General features: G+C 40.5%; 17 protein-coding genes and 1 pseudogene. 13 read left to right on the top strand and 5 right to left on the bottom strand.

All coding sequences use genetic code 11. The features are described 5' to 3' along the window. Window positions 1-6: 6 nt before the first annotated feature. The 3 genes from dinB to OW157_RS02355 are packed head-to-tail and all read left to right on the top strand — an operon-like array spanning window position 7 to window position 3,435. Window positions 7-1,140: a DNA polymerase IV gene (gene dinB / locus OW157_RS02365; protein ID WP_268751727.1), complete on the top strand. Its 1,134-nt coding sequence runs from the start codon at window positions 7-9 to the stop codon at window positions 1,138-1,140. Window positions 1,141-1,153: 13 nt separating this feature from the next. After that, window positions 1,154-2,476, top strand: a complete 1,323-nt coding sequence (locus OW157_RS02360) for a DRTGG domain-containing protein (protein WP_268751726.1) — start codon at window positions 1,154-1,156, stop codon at window positions 2,474-2,476. An 11-nt stretch (window positions 2,477-2,487) separates the two neighbouring features. Further along, window positions 2,488-3,435: a DHH family phosphoesterase gene (locus OW157_RS02355; RefSeq protein WP_268751725.1), complete on the top strand. Its 948-nt coding sequence runs from the start codon at window positions 2,488-2,490 to the stop codon at window positions 3,433-3,435. A gap of 69 nt (window positions 3,436-3,504) precedes the next feature. On the opposite strand, the gene OW157_RS02350 is transcribed toward OW157_RS02355, so the two are convergent. Both OW157_RS02350 and zwf read right to left on the bottom strand, forming a co-directional pair. Then, entirely contained in the window at window positions 3,505-3,657 is a 153-nt protein-coding gene (locus tag OW157_RS02350; protein ID WP_268751724.1) for a hypothetical protein, read from the bottom strand. 17 nt (window positions 3,658-3,674) lie between these two features. Next, window positions 3,675-5,138 (bottom strand): glucose-6-phosphate dehydrogenase, encoded by a 1,464-nt coding sequence (gene zwf, locus OW157_RS02345; protein WP_268751723.1) that lies wholly within the window; start codon window positions 5,136-5,138, stop codon window positions 3,675-3,677. Between the two features lie 136 nt (window positions 5,139-5,274). Here zwf and OW157_RS02340 point away from each other — a divergent pair, with 136 nt between their 5' ends. Further along, window positions 5,275-6,627, top strand: coding sequence for a DEAD/DEAH box helicase (locus OW157_RS02340; RefSeq protein WP_268751722.1), 1,353 nt, complete (start codon window positions 5,275-5,277; stop codon window positions 6,625-6,627). A 182-nt stretch (window positions 6,628-6,809) separates the two neighbouring features. On the opposite strand, the gene OW157_RS02335 is transcribed toward OW157_RS02340, so the two are convergent. Further along, window positions 6,810-7,568 carry a DUF1189 family protein gene (locus tag OW157_RS02335; protein WP_268751721.1) on the bottom strand — a complete coding sequence of 253 codons (759 nt, stop codon included), beginning with the start codon at window positions 7,566-7,568 and terminating at the stop codon, window positions 6,810-6,812. 152 nt (window positions 7,569-7,720) lie between these two features. Here OW157_RS02335 and OW157_RS02330 point away from each other — a divergent pair. After that, window positions 7,721-8,322: pseudogene (locus tag OW157_RS02330) on the top strand (superoxide dismutase). Window positions 8,323-8,438: 116 nt separating this feature from the next. On the opposite strand, the gene OW157_RS02325 reads toward OW157_RS02330, so the two are convergent. Next, window positions 8,439-9,653 carry an NADH-dependent flavin oxidoreductase gene (locus tag OW157_RS02325; RefSeq protein WP_268751720.1) on the bottom strand — a complete coding sequence of 405 codons (1,215 nt, stop codon included), beginning with the start codon at window positions 9,651-9,653 and terminating at the stop codon, window positions 8,439-8,441. A gap of 167 nt (window positions 9,654-9,820) precedes the next feature. Between OW157_RS02325 and OW157_RS02320 the strand changes: the two genes are divergently transcribed. The 8 genes from OW157_RS02320 (at window position 9,821) to OW157_RS02285 (ending at window position 16,686) form a co-directional block, all read left to right on the top strand. Then, window positions 9,821-10,153, top strand: a complete 333-nt coding sequence (locus OW157_RS02320) for a glycine cleavage system H family protein (RefSeq protein ID WP_268751719.1) — start codon at window positions 9,821-9,823, stop codon at window positions 10,151-10,153. A gap of 107 nt (window positions 10,154-10,260) precedes the next feature. After that, complete coding sequence (locus OW157_RS02315; protein WP_268751718.1) at window positions 10,261-11,058, top strand: protein-ADP-ribose hydrolase; 798 nt, start codon at window positions 10,261-10,263, stop codon at window positions 11,056-11,058. 14 nt (window positions 11,059-11,072) lie between these two features. Further along, complete coding sequence (locus OW157_RS02310; protein ID WP_268751717.1) at window positions 11,073-11,945, top strand: SIR2 family NAD-dependent protein deacylase; 873 nt, start codon at window positions 11,073-11,075, stop codon at window positions 11,943-11,945. Between the two features lie 21 nt (window positions 11,946-11,966). Continuing rightward, entirely contained in the window at window positions 11,967-13,028 is a 1,062-nt protein-coding gene (locus tag OW157_RS02305) for a lipoate--protein ligase (RefSeq protein WP_268751716.1), read from the top strand. Next, a complete protein-coding gene (locus OW157_RS02300) occupies window positions 13,021-14,025 on the top strand; it encodes an LLM class flavin-dependent oxidoreductase (RefSeq protein ID WP_268751715.1) in 1,005 nt (334 codons plus the stop codon). The genes OW157_RS02305 and OW157_RS02300 overlap by 8 nt, the downstream gene beginning before the upstream one ends. A gap of 175 nt (window positions 14,026-14,200) precedes the next feature. Further along, on the top strand, window positions 14,201-15,007 hold the full coding sequence (locus tag OW157_RS02295) for a DUF3100 domain-containing protein (protein ID WP_268751714.1): 807 nt from the start codon (window positions 14,201-14,203) through the stop codon (window positions 15,005-15,007). Then, window positions 14,994-15,455 (top strand): hypothetical protein, encoded by a 462-nt coding sequence (locus OW157_RS02290; RefSeq protein ID WP_268751713.1) that lies wholly within the window; start codon window positions 14,994-14,996, stop codon window positions 15,453-15,455. Before OW157_RS02295 ends, OW157_RS02290 begins: the two co-directional genes overlap by 14 nt. 34 nt (window positions 15,456-15,489) lie before the next feature. Beyond that, entirely contained in the window at window positions 15,490-16,686 is a 1,197-nt protein-coding gene (locus tag OW157_RS02285; RefSeq protein WP_268751712.1) for a M20 metallopeptidase family protein, read from the top strand. 184 nt (window positions 16,687-16,870) lie between these two features. Here the strand turns inward: OW157_RS02285 and OW157_RS02280 are convergent, their stop codons facing one another. Beyond that, complete coding sequence (locus tag OW157_RS02280; protein ID WP_268751711.1) at window positions 16,871-19,564, bottom strand: YfhO family protein; 2,694 nt, start codon at window positions 19,562-19,564, stop codon at window positions 16,871-16,873. Window positions 19,565-19,783 lie beyond the last annotated feature (219 nt).

The following is a 19,783-nucleotide window of genomic DNA, read 5'->3' as shown; positions in this document are numbered from 1 at the left end:
ACAACCATGCGAACCATTGGCATGTTGCGTTTTGACGACCCGCAAATTGATGGGTCGCGTAAGATTTTGCATGTGGATATGGATGCTTTCTATGCCTCTATTGAGCAGCGTGATCATCCCGAATACCGGGGAAAACCTATCATTATTGCCCGTCATCCTAAGGAGAATTCCGGTAAGGGTGTAGTGGCAACCGCTAGTTATGAAGCCCGTAAATATGGGGTGCATTCGGCTATGGCTGCTCAAGAGGCCTATGAACGATGTCCACAAGCAATTTTTGTGGCTTCTAATCATAGTTATTATCAAGAAGTCTCCCGCCAGGTGCGTGAGATTTTCTTCCGTTATACGGACCAGGTAGAACCCTTATCTATTGATGAAGCCTTTTTAGATGTGACGCATAATAAACAAGGGCTGCCCTATGCGATGGATATTGCTAAGGCGATTCAAAAGGCGATTTACCAAGAGCTCCAATTAACGTGTTCTATTGGGGTTTCCTACAATAAATTTATTGCTAAATTAGCGTCAGATTATAATAAACCTTTTGGTATGACTGTGATTACCCCTAAACGGGCACCAGCCTTTTTGGAAGGACTCCCGATTGAAAAATTTTATGGTATTGGTCAGCGATCGGTAGCCAAGTTACATGACCAAGGCATTTATACGGGAGCAGATTTAAAAGCACTTAGTCAAGATCAATGCCTGACTCTATTCGGCAAGACTGGATTGGCTATTTATGAGCGTGTACGTGGCGTGGATAACCGATTAGTTAAGACGGTTCGTCAGCGTAAGTCTTTGGGTAAAGAAACAACTTTTTATCCCTTTCTCTACCATGATGAAGAAGTTGAAGCGGTCTTAAGAGAATTAGCCCAATCTGTTGCTAAATCTTTGGCCAAACATGGCGTTCATGGCAAGGTTGTGACCTTAAAGTTACGTTATGGGGACTTCAATACGATGACTAGGCAACAATCGCTACATGATCCTATCAAAGATAGTGACAGTATTTATTTTTATGCATTAGACTTATTTCGTGACTATGGGGAAGCCAGCCAAGGCGTTCGCCTACTGGGTATCACCTTGTCAGACTTGACGGATGTGGATTTTGAAAACATGCAACTTCCCCTTTATCCGCGACTTTCTGACTAGTAAGGGAGATTATATGGCAACCAAACATGAACAAATCATTGAATATATCGAGAAATTGCCCATTAATCATAAAATTTCGGTTCGCTCGATTGCGCGAAATTTATCAGTTTCCGAGGGGACCGCTTACCGCGCCATCAAAGAGGCTGAAAATCGACAATTAGTCGCTACTAAAGAGCGGGTGGGAACTGTCCGTATCGAAGCGCGTGATTTACGGCGGATGAAGCACTTAACAATTGAGGAAATTGTCAAGGTTACTGATTGCCAGGTTCATGGGGGTGAACAAGGGCTTAATCGTGAGGTCAAGCGTTTTATTATTGGAGCCATGCAAGAAACCGATATGCAGACTTATATGTCCCCGCATTCCTTAATCATTGTGGGGAACCGTGATGAAGCCCAACGAATTGCCCTTAAACATGATGTGGCGGTGTTAATTACTGGGGGGTTTGCGCCTGATCAATCTACTATTGCCTTGGCCAATACCAAGGGAATTCCCTTGATGAGTGTAAATTTTGATACTTATGCTACCGCAACCTTAATCAATAAGGCTATGATTGAACGGTCTATGCAAAAAGATATTCTCCTAGTAGAAGATATTTTTATTCCAATTGAATCGACCTATTACCTCCAGGAGAGTGACGTCAAGCAAGACTACCGTGAACTCAACCAAAATACTGGTCATACCCGGTACCCGGTGGTTAATTCGGACCTGAAATTGGTGGGCGTGGTGACAGCTAAGGATCTCTTTGACTATGATGGTCAAGATCTCTTGTCAGCTGCCATGACTCCTCATCCTATTGTGGCCAAATTAACTATGAGCGTGGCCAGTGTCACCCATATGATGATATGGGATGGTTTGGAATTATTACCCGTAGTCGATGACCACAACCAACTCTTGGGAATTTTAACTCGGCAGGACGTATTACGGACCCTACAGTACACCCGGCAAGATGACCAAAGTGATAATCGAATTGAAAATTTACTGGCGCAAAAGTTAAAGCTAATTACCTTATCCAAGGACCGACGTCAAGCAAGATATCGTTTTATTTCCGATGTCACCTTGACGGACCGGGTGGGTGGTTTATCAACCGGCCTATTAACAGTCTTTATCCAGTTGGCAGTACAATTATTTGTTAAGGAAAGTCAAAATCAAACCGTGGTGATAGATTCTATTTCTACTTATTTCTTGAAGTTGATTCCTTTACAATCTACCCTAGATGTCAATCTATCCTTCTTGGAGATAGGACGCCGTCATGTTAAGGTTGAAATTAGTATCTACCATGGACAAAATCTAATGACCAAGGCCCTAGTGACTGCTAGTAATTTGAATGTGCAATAGAAGGAGACCCTATGTTAGCAGATATATTAGAAACTATTAGTGCTTATGAAACCATTATTATTCATCGCCACCTACGTCCCGACCCTGATGCCTTAGGGTCACAGATGGGCCTTAAGGCGGTTCTTCAGGCAACCTATCCTGAGAAAAATATTTATGCGGTGGGGGATATGGATGACTCAATGGCGCATTTTGGTGCGATGGATGAAATTCCAGACCAGGCCTATGAGGAAGCTTTAGTCATTATTAATGATACAGCTAATCTCCCTCGTGTGGATGACGATCGTTATGATATGGGAATCAAATTAATCAAGATTGACCACCATCCCAATACGGATCCTTATGGAGACTTTGCTATTGTAGATCCCGACATTTCATCTACTTCCGAATTATGGGCTAGTATTATCTTCCAAACGGATAATGATTTAGTGATGACAGATGAGGCGGCTAAATGTTTCTATTTAGGTATTGTGGGTGATACAGGGCGATTTCTCTTTGATAACACTCATCCTCATACCCATGCCATTGCAGGAAAATTACTGGCTTTTGATTTCCCAGCGACTGAATTGATGCAGGCCTCTAACACTCAAACTTTGGCCCAAGCACGTTTACAAGGCTATGTTTTGGAACACATTCAATTAACTGCTAGTGGTCAAGTTGCTTCTGTCTATATTTCGCAAGATATCTTGAAAAAATATGGTCTTAATGATTCCGAAACTTATGGCATTGTGCAATTACCTGGAAGTATTGAAGGGGTTAAAGCTTGGGTAAACTTTATTGAGTTGCCGTCAGGAGTGATTCGTTGTCGTATTCGCTCTAAAGGGCCAATCATTAATACGGTGGCAGAAAAACACGATGGTGGCGGCCATCCTAAGGCGTCAGGAGCCAATGCTCATTCTCAAACAGAAATGGCTACTATTGTCGCAGAACTGGACAAAGCAGCTCTAGACCACCAATCATAAAACAAAAAAACTGTTTTCCTTAATTTTAAAAGTAGTCAAGGAAAACAGTTTTTTATTTATTTATTAATCTTAGGCGTTGTCATCTTCATCTGATTTATCAAAGGCAAGAATGACAAAGACAAAGGCAATAGGCAGGAAGGCGTATGATTTGAGCGTCATCGCTAAGACGAGAAAAGGAAGTGCAGCACCTAAATAAGCAATATTTCCAATTTTGAATGTCATTTAAGCTCTCCTAATTGTTAATAATCGATCCATTGGTGTTTGTCTTTGGCTAAAAGATCATCTGCTTCTTTTGGCCCTTGAGACATGATAGGGTACTGTGGTAGTTCCTTAAGTGCCATTTTTTCCCAACCGGCAATAATGGCATCAACAATTCGCCATTGTTCGGCCAATTCATCCCAAGTAGTGAAATAAGTAGGATCTCCTAATAAGGTATTGTAAATGAGCTTTTCATAAGGGTCTTCTGCATAGTTGGATTCCCTTGACCAGTCGCCAACTAAGGCATTGAGTTGGGGCAGTAGGTCTTGACCGGCACGTTTTTCATTGAGATAGAGTTGAACGCCTTCTTCAGGTTGGATATTGAAACTTAAACGTGGTTTGTCACGGTCACGTAGTAGGAGGTTTTCTTCCTTATAGTGACGTGGTTTGAGCACGATCTGAACGGTGGTATACTTATTAGCCAAGGCCTTTCCAGTTCGGAAATAGAAAGGAACACCTTGCCAGCGTTCGTTAGGTATCATAATTCGTCCAGCGACATACGACTCAGTGGTTGAGTTCATTGCAACTTCGTCTTCTTCTAGATAAGAAGGAATGCCGGCTTTTTTAGAATGGTACTGGCCACGGACAATATTGTCACTGACTTGCTCGGGAGTGTAGGAAGGGATAGATTTCAAAAAGTCAATTTTGGCTTCATGAATGGAATGGGGGGACCGATGTTCAGGTAGGGTCATCCCAACCAAGGACATGACTTGTAAGATATGATTTTGTACCATATCACGAATAGCACCTGAGTGATCATAATATCCCCCTCGGCTACCAATAGGCATGTCTTCAGCCAAGGTGATTTGAATATTATCAATATAGTGGTGGTTCCAAATAGCTTCAATAAAAGGATTAAAGTAACGAACAGCTAAAATATTTTGCACCAATTCTTTACCGAGATAATGGTCGATGCGGTAAATATCTTCTTCATTAAAAGTTTGACTCAAGGCATCATTCAAGCTCTTGGCTGTTTGAGCATCGCTACCAAAGGGTTTCTCTAAAATAACTCGATGTTCGCCTTGGTTATTGACAATATTGGCTTCTTTTAAGTATTGGGTAATACTAGGGAAGATAGCTGGTGCAGTAGATAGATAATAAAGCGTTGAAGGCCCCGTTTCATAGTCTTGACGCAGACCATCCATTTTGTTTTTGAGGACTTGATAGTGATCTAAGTCAGTAGCATCGTGGGGAACATAGTGAAAATGACTCACAAAGCGATCACACAGATCTTGATCATCTACTAAATCGCTAATGGCTTGGCTAACAACTTGACGGTAATGATCATCATCCCATTGTCTGCGCGCAGTACCGATGACAGCAAAATGCTGGGTTAAGAGTTGGCGTTTATATAAGCGATAGAGGGCGGGATATAATTTACGGCTGGCCAAGTCTCCCGTGGCTCCAAAGAGCACGATTAAGCCGCCTACCTTTTGTCTGGTCATTTTGCTCATCCTTTCGTCTAAACTTTATTATATAGGGAATTCTAAATTCTGACAATTCATTTATTTTGGCTTATTCTTTATTTTATAGGAATAATCATGGTATTCTATATGATGAGACTAAGAAAGGTGGTTTATCATGTCATTTAAAGACTATCAATTTCAACCCTTTATCTACGAAGCCTTAGCAGAACTACAATTTAGCCAACCTTCAGAAATTCAAGCACAAGTTATTCCCGTCATTCAAACAGGGAAAAGTTTAGTGGCCCAAAGCCAAACGGGTTCTGGAAAAAGTCATGCTTTTCTTCTCCCCTTATTAGACCAAATCACTAGTCAAGCAGTCACTCAGTTGGTGATTACAGCACCGAGTCGGGAGCTGGGTGAGCAATTATACCAAGCCACTAAGCAAATTACTGACCACCATCCTGAAACAATTTTTGTGGAACGGGCCTTTGGTGGGACCGATACCCACCGGCAAGCTGACCGTTTAGATAATCATGTCCCTCAGATTGTAGTAGGAACACCAGGCCGCTTATTGGATCTAATTGAACGGCAAGTTATTTCTGTTCATCAAGTGGAGAACTTTGTTGTTGACGAAGCAGATATGACTTTGGACATGGGCTTTTTGGCACAAGTCGATCAAATTGCTAGCCGCATGCCCAAGGAATTACGGATGTATGTCTTTTCAGCCACCATTCCAAGTAAGTTGCAACCCTTCTTGCGTAAGTATATGGAAGCGCCAGAATGGATTCAACTCAATAATCAGCACCACATTGCTGACACTATTGATAATTACTTGGTGTCTGTGCGGGGGCGGTCCCGTCCTGAGTTACTTTTTGAGTCTTTGACGATTGGTCAACCTTACTTGGCTTTGATTTTTGCCAATACTATTGATACCGTTCGTGAACTCTATCAATTTCTTAAAGATAAGGGCTTGTCAGTTGCCATGATTCATGGGGACCTTGATTCTAGAGAACGGCGTCGGGTGATGAAGCAAATTCAAAATCTTGATTACCAATATGTAGTAGCGACAGATTTAGCCGCTCGAGGTATTGATATTGAAGGGGTTTCTCATGTCTTCAACTATGAAGTGCCTAATGAGCTGGAATTCTTTGTCCACCGTGTGGGACGAACTGGTCGCCAAGGGATGCCAGGAATTGCGGTAACTTTCTATACGCCTGATCAAGAAAAAGATATTGCCTGGTTAGAAGACAAGGGGATTCGCTTCGAAAATAAGGATATTAAGGATGGTCAATGGATAGATGCCAAAGACCACGCCCAACGTCAAAATCGGCGCAAACCTCAAGAAGTGGACCATACTGTCAAGGGAATGATTAACCGCACTAAGAAAAGTAAGGTAAAACCCGGCTATAAACAAAAATTAAAACGCAATATTAAAGAGCATAAGAAAAAACAACGTCTGCAAGCTCAACGTCAAAATCGTAAACAAAAACGACAAGCGAATAAAGAACGTAATCGAGTAGACTACTAAATAATTAAGGTGTGGCAAAAGTTGTTAAGAACAGAAGGATTGGACCCGAAATACGAAATATGGCAAACAGCCATCTTTCGTATTTTGGAAAAGGCAGTCTGTTTTGACTTTTGGAGCCTTTAAATCTTACAAAGAGGCTGGGATTTATTATCCCAGCCTCTTTATAAGATTTAGCATTTTATTTATAGTATAGTCACTTTAATTCGCTTCATTAGGCGAATGGTTTGGATAGTAGCATATAAGAGCATGATTTCAAAATGGTAAGGAAAGAAGGTAAATAGATTAATAATAGTTACTACCACTGCAGGGACGGTAAGTTGGACGACAACCAAACGGAAACGATTAGAAAATTTTAACTTAAGGCGTCGACTGTGTTTAGACAGGGCGGTGAACATAGTTGCTAGTAAGGCAATGAATGCGACTAAGACCAATTGTCCAAAAGTAACAATTAGAAAGGCAATGGGGATATAAGCCCACTGAAAATGCCCCATACTTGTAAATAAGTCTTTTTGTTGCTGAGCAGTGAAATCATCAGTATAGTTTAAACCATAACTCTGGTCAGCAAAATCAAGAATGAGGCGATCTTTTGTATTTATAATCTTGAAGGCATTTGCATTGATAGCATTTAACTGATTTTGGCTGTTTTCATTGTTAGGATCATAAGCATAGGTCACATAATCAGTATTAACAATAAAGGGGTCAATATCATCATTTTGAATTTCCTGGTTTTTCAGCTGAAAATCAGGCATCCGTTCCGCAACAGTGGCGAAATTATTGGTAAAGGTCTGCATCATATTGCTAGCTGCAATAGTAGGAGGGATAGCCATAATAGCAGACAATAATAGCATATAGAGAAAAATTTTCTTAGCATTTAAGAAAAATATTTCGGTACTTCTTTCGAAATAAATTAGGGCATTTTTAAAGATACGAAAAATCTGCATATAATCCTCTTTCCACATTGAATTTTTATTAAATATCATTATAACAGAATTATAAGTGGTCAGGAAAAAAACTCACTTGTATCGAGCGGATAAATTGCATCTCATGTAAGCCCTTGCTAAGATAAAGACAACAACTTAAGGAGGAATGCTTAATGACTTTTACATTACCTGATTTGCCATATGCATACGATGCCTTAGAACCAACAATTGACAAGGAAACAATGACCCTACACCATGATAAGCACCACAATACTTATGTCACTAATGCGAATAAAGCTCTAGAAGGTACTGAATACGCTGATAGAAGTGCCGAAGACTTACTAAAAGACTTCAACAACTTACCAACTGACTTACAAACACCAGTCCGTAATAATGTAGGTGGCCATTACAACCATTCGCTCTTCTGGGAAATCTTAAGTCCAGAAAAAACTGAACCTAGTGGTGATTTATTGGCTGCTATTGAAGCTAAATTTGGTAGCTAGACCAATTCAAAGAAGATTTCCAAGCGCAAGCGGCGGGACAATTTGGCTCAGGATGGGCCTGGTTGTCGGTTCGTGATGGTGAATTGGAATTGACTTCAACGCCAAACCAAGACAATCCTTTGATGGATGGTGCAACACCTATCTTTGGAGTGGATGTTTGGGAACATGCTTATTACTTAACTTATCGTAACGTTCGCCCAGACTATCTTAAAGCAATTTGGGATGTGGTAAACTGGGACAAGATTGCCGAATTTTATCAAGCGGCTAAATAATAGTGAAAAAATCAGAGGCTGGGAGTTTTCTCCCAGCCTTTTTTGCATTATATGAATAGCTATCCACAGTCTTTTGATCCAAGGCTTCTGTTCTTAACGACTTTTGTCGCACCCTATCATTTAAATTCTTTGAAGTAGGAGCTGGTGTCTTGTTGGGCGAGGCGGCGAAGTTCGTCGCGGCTTTCTTGGGGAAGGGAGCCTCCGAAGTCCATAAATTCGACGAGGTCTTTGAAGGCGCGTTGCGGGATGGCCAGGTCGTCTAGGGTTTCAAGGTCGACTGAGAGATCGATAGTTTCTTCTTGTCCAGCTTCGAGTTTAGAAACAAAGTCTGGCTCAGTGACGAATATAGAAGACATTCCAACCATGTCGGCGTTTTCTAGCGCTTCTAAAGCCTTGTCAGGACTATTGATTCCACCAGTTGCGATGACAGGGACACGACCAGCAATGTGATCGTGGACTAATTTATTGACATATTCACCTTTACCTTGTCCAGCGCGAGCTTTTTCTTTGTAAATATCGTGGCCCCATGAAGCGATGGCATAGTATTGGATATTAGAAACTTCCATCATCCAATCGAAATACTGATTGAATTCTTCAACGGTATAGCCTACATCAGAGCCACGGGTTTCTTCTGGGGTACCCCGGAAACCAAGAATAAAGTCTTTCTTGTCTGATTCATTGATTACTTTTTGCACAGCAGCCATTATTTCAACACCGAAACGGGCCCGGTTTTCAAGGGATTGGCTACCGTATTCATCGTCACGTTGGTTAGAGAATGGGGAGAAGAATTGTTGAGGTAATAAGCGTTGTGCATTAGAAATCTCCACCCCATCAAATCCGGCTTCGATTGCACGGCGGGTTGCTTGGGCGTATTGTTCAATAACATGGTCAATTTTTCGTTTGGACATAGCTAGGACATCGTGTTCGACAGGAGTGTTGAGGTGCATAGGACTAGGTCCGTATACCACGCCATAATCTTTTAAGGCAATTTTAGCAAAACGTCCAGCATGGGTAAGTTGCAGAATCGCCTTGGCACCGTCTTTTTTCATGGCTTGGGCTAATTTAGACAAGCCATAGATAAAGGAATCATCGCGGACACTAGGACCGAACTCAAACAATTGGGCATAGTCTTCAATATAGGCAGCAGTTGTCACTTGTAAGGGTGCAGATTGGCTACGGCGTTCAGCATAGCGCGTTTCTTCTTCAGTGACATAGCCTTCTCGTGATGAGGCGTTAGTTGTCAAAGGGTTTAAGGTAAAACGGTTAGCAAGTTCAATGCCGTTTGGAAGAGAAATTGGCTGGAATAAACTTTGGTATTTTTTTGTTGTCATAAGCGCTCCTATCTATATGTATCGAGTTAAAGACAATTTACAATAGTTTAAATTAATCTCTTTCACTATAACACATTTTGTTGGTTACTGATACAGTAGTAATTTACTATAATATCTGTTAGAATAAAAAGAGCAAATCAGACGCAATTAAATAGGAGGAATTTTAGATGACTAAACGTGGAAACTTTTTATTTGTTAGCCAAAATGGCGACGAGTACACTGTAGCAATGACCCCTGAATTACAAGACGATATTGGTACAGTTGGTTTCTTAGAATTCATGGAAGTGGACCATGTTAACAAAGATGATGCCTTAGCTAGCTTAGAAGCTTCTAAAACAGTTATGGAAATCCAAAGTCCTTTAACTGGTACAGTTGTGGCTAAAAATGAAGCGGCTGTATCAGAGCCAAGTTTATTAAATTCTGCCAAGGCAGAAGAAAACTGGTTGGTAAAATTAACAGATGTGGATCCAGAAGAATTTTCTGCTTTAGAAGAAGCTTAATATGTGACTGAGTATTCCTATTTGGATAGGAATATTTCGGATTGAGACTGGAAGTTTTTCCAGTCTCAATTCGTATTGTCGATGAGATTAAGAGAGGGAGGACTAGCATGACTGACCAAGAATTGTCAGATAAATTGAACCAGCTGATAGCCTATTTGGCCAGCGAAAACCCTAAAGTAGAATCACATTTTTCCCGCTATCCGAATGAAACTTGGGAAGATAAGTATGAAATTTTCCGTGGCTATTGTAATATTCGCCCACCTCAAGCCGTTCCTAACCACATTTTAAGTTTACAAGATGAGCTCCTCCAAGCGCTTTTAAGCAAACGAGACATTGTTTCCCTAGACGATTTGACAGCGATTCAAGAACAAATCTATCTCTGGCAAGGAGATATCACTTGTCTAGCAGTGGATGGAATTGTTAATGCGGCTAATTCTGCCTTACTAGGTTGTACCCAAGCCAATCATAATTGTATTGATAATGCTATCCATACGCGAGCTGGTATGCAATTGCGTTTGGATTGTCATCAGATCATTAAGAATCAAGGACGCAAAGAAGCGATGGGTAAGGCTAAAATAACACCAGCCTATAATTTACCTGCTCAATATGTCCTACATACAGTAGGTCCTTATATTGATGAGGGTGGCGTTTCCCCGCTTAAGGAAAACTTACTCGCCTCTTCTTATCGGTCTTGTTTACAGTTAGCTGACCAAGAAGGTTTGGAATCACTGGCTTTTTGTTGTATTTCAACTGGTGAATTTCATTATCCTAACGATCAAGCTGCCCAGGTTGCCATTGAAACGGTCAAAACGTATCTAAATGAAAATAATAGTTCACTGAAAGTTATTTTCAATGTTTTCTTGGATAAGGACCTGGAAATCTATCAAGACTTATTGGAACAATAGAAGGAGTTTAGAGAATGCAAGAAAGTAAGCCATGGATGGTATTGAATCAAAATGCAGAGTCTCAAAGCCAACAATTAGCCAAAGCCATCGCCGAAGCTGAAGCTATCGTAGTAGGTGTGGGGGCTGGAATGTCAGCCGCAACAGGCTTTACCTATGTGGGTCCGCGCTTTAAGAATGCCTTTCCTGATTTTATTGAAAAATATAATTTTTATGATATGTTGCAAGCTTTCCTCGCTGACTTTGAGGATGCTCAAGAATATTGGGCTTTTCAGTCGCGTTTTTCTCTCTTAAATTATTTTGACCAGCCACAAGGGCAAGCCTATGTGGACTTAAAAGAAATTTTAGCAGACAAAAACTATCATGTGATAACGACCAACGCAGATAATGCCTTTTATGCGGCTGATTTTGATATGGACAAGGTTTTTCGTATTCAAGGGGAGTACGGCTTGTGGCAATGTTCAGCCATGTGCCATCAAGAAACTTATCAAGATGAAGATTTGATTCGGAAAATGGTTGCTCAACAAGAAAATATGCGTATCCCTGCTGAGCTCGTTCCGCATTGTCCACACTGTGGCGCTGTTTTCGAAATCAATAAACGTGATGCTCAAAAAGGTATGGTTGAAGATAAGGATTGGCATGATCAAAACGATCGTTACCAAGTCTTCTTAAAAGAAAATGCGGGTAAGAAAATCTTATACTTAGAAATAGGTGTGGGAATGACGACCCCACAATTTATTCGTCATCCTTTCCAAAAATGGACCGCAGAAAATCCCAATGCCCTGTATATCACTATGAATCAGAAACCTTATCGAATTGCTAGCGATATTCAAGACCAGTCATTACGGCTGACTGATGATATTGCTCAATGTTTGCATGCGATAGTCTAATGATAGAAAAGAGCGATAAAAATGTATTTAATTGAACCAATACGTGATGGCCAATGGGTTTACGATCAAGGGACTTCGATGGCGATTCAAGCCTATGTCCGTGATACTTTATTTTTAGATGATGATATTATTTTTCCTTATATGGTGAATCCGTCCATACAAATTGGCTTAAACCAAAATGCTTACGAAGAGGTCAACCAACCCTATATGGATGCCCATAATATTGGCTTGGTGCGCCGAGAAACTGGTGGTGGCGCCTTGTATTTGGATGATCGTAATATGTCTTATTGTTTCTTATTTAATAATGCGTCACAAACCGATATATACGGCAATTATGGAAAACTCTACCAACCAATAATAAAAGTTTTGGAAAAGTTGGGTGTTGATGGCTTAACTCAAGAAGGGCGTAACGACCTCACTCTTAATGGCCATAAAATTTCTGGAGCTGCTATGAGTGTGGTTAAAGGTCGGGTTTATGCTGGTTTTTCACTACTTCTCGATCCTAATTATGAGGTAATGGAAAAGGCGCTTAATCCCAACCAGAAAAAAATTGCTTCCCATGGTGTTCAATCTGTTCGTGCACGAGTGGGTACCTTACGTGATGCTCTAGCTCCAGAATATCAAGACATTACAGTGGAAGAGTTTTCTGATTTGATTCTCAAGGAATTGTTAGAAGTCGATCATTTAGACCAAGCTAAACGCTATATTTTTACTCCTGAAGACTGGCAAACTATTGACCAAATTGCGGCAGAGCGCTTCAATAATTGGGATTGGAATTATGGACGTTTCCGCGATTTCGAGTACCAGGTTGACCAGCGTTTTTCTGGTGTGGGTACCTTGCATGTTGGCTTAAATATTCATAAAGCCTATATTCAAGCGATAGAAATTCGGGGTGATTTCTTCGGTATTGAAGATGTCCATAAATTAGAAGAAGCATTATTGGGAGTTGCCTTGGATAAGTCAGCCATTGCAGAGGCTCTTGCTCCTTATAATGTCAATGACTATATTTCTAATATGGACAATGAAGCATTTGTCGCTTTTATATTAGAAATTCCTGATGAAGGAGACGATAATAATGGTTAAATTAGGGATATTAGACTATGGTCAACGTGATGAAGGGGAAAGCCCAGAAACTGCTTTAGCCCATAGTGTTGAACTGGCTCAACTTTGTGACCAATTAGGCTACCAACGTTTTTGGGTGGCTGAACACCATGATGTGCCAGCCTTTTCTTCTTCTAGTCCAGAGGTTTTCATGACCCAATTACTCAACCAAACGCAAAATATTCGTATTGGTTCAGGAGGCGTTATGTTACCGCATTATGCTCCTATGAAGGTTGCAGAAAACTTTAAGATGATGTTAGCCTTTCATCCTGATCGCATAGACTTAGGCCTAGGTAATACAGCAGGTACCCTAGCAGTGCGCAAAGCCATGGAGACTAAGGGCAAAGCAGACTTCGATTATGAAGAAAGTATCCAAACCCTACAAGCTTACCTACTCGATCAAGCAGTAGGATCTATTGAACAGCCTCAAGCTAAGGCGAATCCTGCGAGCAAAAGTCTACCACTTATGTGGGCCTTATCTTCTAGTGTCCGGTCCGCTCGCATGGCAGCTCGCCTAGGGATGGCTTATACCTTTGGGCTTTTTCCTTATGCATCAGCCAATAAACGCCAGGTAGCTAAGGAAGCTTGCCGGGTTTACCGAGAAGAATTCCAAGCCTCAGCTTTTCTAGATAAGCCTTATGTGTCTGTGGCGCCTTTTGTCGCAGTGGCTGATGACGAAGAGTTAGCTCAGGCTTATGGTCAAGTTTTGGATTTATGGTTACTAGGCAAGGATAATTTTGCTGAGTTTTCTGCCTTTCCTTCTCTAGAAACAGCCCAAACCTATGATTATTCTGACCAAGATCGTGAGCAGATTGCTAAGAACCGGAGTCGGATGTTAGTGGGTGGAGCTAAGTCCGTAGCTAATGAAATGTATGCTATTGCTGATGAGACCCAAGCAGATGAACTCTTGTTGATTCCTTTGATGCCAGGAATTGATGCCCGTAAAGAGGCAGTAAGCTTGTTGGCACAGGTATTCTAATTCAATATAAATCAGCTTCAGATCATGCAGCAAATGATACTTTAAAAGGTGAGTAACATTTGCTGCTTTTTTAGTCAATTGTAGGTTATTATTAATTCGTATTGAAGTGCTTTCAGGCATTGTCTATAATGGAAGTAATTATATGTGCTTGAAGAAGACGAATGGAGGAATTAGGATGAAACTATGGCGGGATTATCGACTGCACTTGTCTGTCTTTTTGGCTTGTTTACTTGCTGAACTCATTGGAGCTAAGACAATCCAAATAGGACAAGTGGCTGTTGCTATTTTACCAATGTTATTTGCAATGATTTTTACAATTATTGCCTATTTATTTAAATCTTTTAAATGGTTAGGAGAAAAACAAGCAGAAGGGGCCTCGCAAATGCTTTCGATTGGGGTACTTTTGTTATTAGCTAAACTGGGTGTTGCTAGTGGTGAGTCAATTGACGCAGTAATTTCCGCTGGTCCGGTACTTTTATTACAAAACTTAGGGAATGTGGGGACCCTTTTGGTAGCCTTACCTATTGCTTTACTTTTGGGCTTAGGTCGGGAAGCTATTGGAATGACTCACTCCTTAGGCCGAGAAGCTAATGTGGCTTTGATTTCAGATGTCTATGGGCCTAGTTCCATGGAATTCAAAGGGGTCATGACATGTTATATTGTGGGGACTTTGTTTGGAACCATTTTGATGTCTTTCTTACCCCCTATTTTTATTGATTTAGGTATCTTTTCACCAGAGTCGGCTGCTATGGCAGTAGGAGCAGGATCAGCTTCCATGATGACAGCCGGTCTGGGTGCTATCCAAGAGGCTGTTCCTGACGCCGATTATGCTACAATTTCCGCCTTTGCTAGTATTTCCAATGTGATTTCGTCCGCTATTTCTGTTTATCTATCAATCTTCATTGCCTTGCCAATTGGGGAATGGATGATGCGTTTAGCCGGTAAAGGACGTCAAGGAGGTGACGAGCATGTCAGCAAATAAAAAGCTTTCAGCTCAGATTCAAGATTGGTGTTTAGCACTAATTATAGTCATTGCAATTGCTCTTGTTGGTAATCGGATTAGTGGGACAGCTGGCATGATTGAATCGATTCCGGGCATGATTATTTTAGGTATTATTGCTTTACTGAGTTTACTATTATCTGAGGATTTGCCCTTTAAAATGCCAACCGTTATTTATGTGTCAGTTATTGGGCTCTTGTTAGCCTTACCATTTTCGCCTGTTTCAGATTTTGTCATTGATTCGGTGAATAAGATTTCCCTGTCAGCCTTATCAACTCCGGTATTGGCATATGCAGGGGTGGTTGTGGGCCGCGACTGGCGTGATTTTGCTAAGGTGGGCTGGCGTGGTTTAGTGGTTTCTCTTTTAGTTATTGTGGGAACTTTCCTAGTATCAGGAGGAATTGCTGAATTAATGGCACGATTTATGTAAATTGGTTACTTATGGAATGTAGAAAAGAGGGACTATGATGGGACAAGTAGATATTATGGCTTTAGCACAATCTGTAGCAGATGATATGGTCAGCTGGCGGCGTGATCTTCACCAATTCCCAGAACTAGGGTTGGAAATTCCGCAAACTTCTGCCTATGTACAAAAAGTTTTAGATGAATTGGGTATTCCTTACCATACCTTAGTTAATGGCAATGCTATTGTCGGTTTGATCGAAGGTGGTCATCCAGGACCAGTCTTAGCTATTCGTGCCGATATGGATGGCTTGCCAATTGCTGAAAATACTGGCCTAGACTTTGCTTCAACGAATGGCAATATGCATGCATGTGGACATGATGGCCACACTGCTATCCTTTTAGGAACTGCGAAACTACTTCAAAACATGAAAAACCAACTGCATGGTAGCATTAAGCTGATTTTCCAACCGGGGGAAGAATACCCTGGTGGTGCCAAACCTATGTTAGACGAGGGAGCGTTTAAAAATCCTGATGTAGACCATGTTATTGGTCTTCATGCGGGTTCCTTAGATCCAATGGCACCTCAAGGCGTTATTGCTTATAAAGCTGAAAATTTTATGGCCTCAATGGATCGCTTCCAAATTGATATTTTAGGTAAGGGGTCTCATGGTGCATATCCTGAAACTGCCCATGACCCTATTGCGACAGCTGGTTTAATGATTAACGGTATCCAAATGATTAAGAGTCGTATGATTAAGGCCACTGAACCAGTCGTTGTATCTATCACTCGAGTGTCTGGTGGGTATAACCAAAATATTATCCCTGATAAAGTAGAATTAGAAGGAACCGTTCGGACCTTTAACGATGACCAACGGAAATTTGTTCACCAAGAATTAGAAACTATGGCTAAAAATATCGCTCAAGCCATGGGTGCTGATGCCGAAGTGACTTACGATTATAAATATCCAGCTGTGATTAATGATTCTGATTTTACTCAGCGAGTAGTCGATGCTTTAGCTAAGGTCTTCTCATCAGATCAACTATACGAAAGCTTGGAACCACGCATGGGTGGAGAAGATTTTGCCTACTATCTACAAGAAGTTCCTGGCACCTTCCTATTCTTGAACAATCCGCGTGAAATCGATGGTATCTTCAATGGTCACCACCATGAAAAATTCGATATGGAAGAAAAATATTTCTACTTAGGTGTGGCTGCTTTCTTAACAGTAAGTTTTGATTTATTAGGAGAAGCGTAATAATTTGTCATGGTTTTTGCTATAATGACGGAGATAGCGTTCGTTTATTAGTAGCTTACAAGGCCGAAAAGCAAGTATCATGTCTAGAATTTCTAAATTAATAGATAATAAAAGGGCTGGGAATTATTCCCAGCCCTTTTATAATAGACGACTATTTATCTCCTAATTAAGCTCTTACAGCTTTTCATCTCATCCTTTTAGTCCAAGTTTTTCCTTTTGGGTGAATGACTAACCCATAGAGTAGCAGGGAGGCTAAAGAAATACCGATGCCAGTAATGAGACCGGGAGGCAGGTAGTAGGCACTGACCCTATAAGTGCCAGCTTGATCTAAATCAATTGCTGTCATTCCTCCTTCTAAGATAGGTTGAGCGGTTACCTTTTGATCATTTACAGTAAAATGCCAACCCTCTGAATAAGGAAAGCTGAGGACCAGCTTTTGCTTGTCGGTTAGCGATGTGACGGTTCCGGAAAAAGAATTATTATCAAAGTGTTCTAAAGCTAAACTTTGAACGGATTGCATCAAGTTACTGACTTTTTTGGGATCTAATGAATAAAGATTAGTGTCTTGTAGGTGAACTTCATCGGTTAATAATTTGATTTGAAAGACGATATTTTTATTTTGATTTTGACTCGCTAAGTTATAAATTTGGGTAGACCGGAAACTGCTATCGTATGGAAATTCTTGACCGTTGAGATAAAAACTTACCTCATTTTCATTGAGATAACCTGGAAGGGTCAGATAATAAGAACGGTCATCAGGAATCGTCATTTCTAAATTAATATAGGCCTCTTGGTCAGGATCAATACGCCGATAGGTCCCGCTGACACCATTACCTTCATCTTTACTGACATTGACTAAATCAATGCCTTGGAAGTTTTCTAACTGAAAATACTGAGTGATTTTCTGGTCGTTATCAGCTCTTTGCTGCTGATCCAAACTCTTGAGAATATCATCTTGCAAGTAAATAGGATAGACATCCTGACTATCAATCTCTTTAATATCAGCATTAGCGACAAAGCCTAAACCCAAAGCATTGGGATTTTCATGACTAATAATTTGGCCGTTATTACTTTGGATAGGGTAGTTACGTAAATCTGGACGATAGGTATAAGTCTTGGGTCGGTTCTCTAAATTCAATCCTGGTGACATGCGATGATAGTAACGAATGTCGAATAGAGCATCAGTAATTAGGGTACCAGTACCATAATTAATAAAGACTTCGCTAGAAGGTTGACCTAAAGCCTTAAATAGCTGGCTAGTGTTTACCTCTAGAGTTGAATTAAATTGGTTTAATCCATAATAAGAGAGTTGTAGGCTATCATTTTTGGTGCGTTGGAAGGTTTTGGCCATACGGTAAAAGTTATTATTTTTAGGTTTATACTGGTCTATCACTCCTTGACTAAGTTCAATGGGTACTGCTACATCATCGGCTTTTAGATAAGCTAAACTTGTTAAGGTCAAGGCAGAATTAGTGAAGCCTTCGCCTAGGCTTAAAATCAGCAGAAAAATGATACTGTACTTTGGGTAATCTTCCATCACTAACAATGCCAGCAAAATTAAAATCATCAAGGTGAAAGTCAACCAAATTGTCCGGGGACTCAGATAGGTCATATCGTTCATATTATGAAAGAGATAAATCACAGAGAGAGCGATCAAGCTCAAGGAAATGATTGCAGCTTTTAAGGAAAAGTGGCTTATGGACCGGTAGTGACGATAACCGATGTATAATATAAAGGCTGAAAAAACAAAAGAAAAGCGATAGGGATACCAAATGGGATTTTGCCAACCATGCCAAATCGTATTCAGAGCTTGGTTATTCATGGATAAAATGAGAATAAGACTCAAGGCAAAGGCAGCCAGTCGTTCACGAATTGGGAAATGCCGATTGGTGAAGTAAGCCAAAAATAAGATTAGAGCAAGTGAACCAACGAAAATATTTGGTAAACCCTCAGGCATCTGGTCAAAGTTAAAAGGGCCGATGACAAACTTAGATAAGATATCTGTAATAGGATAGGCAAAGGACCAATCCAAGGCATCTGCTTGGTAGGCGCCTTTGGAAGCCATTAAAGAATGGTAGGTAGGGAGTAAGGAAAAGGCTGCTAAGCCACCAGCCAGTAGAGAAGCCAAGGTAAAGTGACCAATCAATTTACTAGCAATTCTAGCTTTACCACGCCATGTTTTTTTCAAAGTCCAGAAATCTGCACTTATTAACCGGTAAATAAAAAATAAGACAACAAATAAGCAGATCATATAGCCAATATAATAATTTGTGACTAGAATAAGAGCTAAACTGAAAGCATAGGTCCCTAGACTCCCCTTTTTAAATAATTTCTCTATTCCCCATAAGACAAGAGGCAAGAAGATTACGCCATCTAACCACATAATATTGAGTTGGTTGGCTGATAAGTAGCCAATAAAGGCGTAGGCTAAGGAAAAGGTCAGTGATTTAATTCCTCGATCGCCATATTTTTTACTCAATAAGTATTGAAAACTGGCACTAGCTGTGCCTAGTTTGAGTAAGATAATCAGGGCTACAGCTAGAGACATTAACGATTGTGGAAATAAGAGGAGAACCAATAAAAATGGACTTGATAAGTAATAAGCCCAAGTACCTAACATTTCTCCACCTATCCCTTTTTCAAAAGAATAAAAGAATTGGGGAAAACCTTGGAAAAATTCTTGGCGATAATATTGGTAGAAATCGATGTATTGTTGGCCTAAGTCAACGGTAAAAAGTGTGTTGTCGCCAAAAGGATAAACTCCCATAGCAATAAAAAGCCCTGCCATTAAAATAATTGGCAAGAAAAAAGCTATCAGCAAAAGGCAAGCTAAGGGATGATGTTTCCAAAAGGATTGACACAAGGATTTAAAAGTCATAATAAAGCCGTCCTTAATGTGTGATGTAATTTGTTCCTAGCTTAACATAAATGCTTAGCCTGGGCGTAGTGAAATTGCTGTTGGTGTTTTTTCTTAAGAGCATAAAGAGCTAGAAACAAAAGTCTTAGATTTTTTGTTTTGTAGAAATAGGCTTCTATTCATTCATATCGCTTTGACTCACCTTCTTTGGTTGCTAGTCCTTAATAAAATTCTTAATAT

The sequence above is a fragment of the Aerococcus kribbianus genome (assembly GCF_026805545.1).
GTDB classification, from domain to species: Bacteria; Bacillota; Bacilli; order Lactobacillales; family Aerococcaceae; genus Aerococcus; species Aerococcus kribbianus.
Note: the sequence above shows the minus strand (reverse complement) of the source record. Positions and strands in the feature narration are given on the sequence as shown.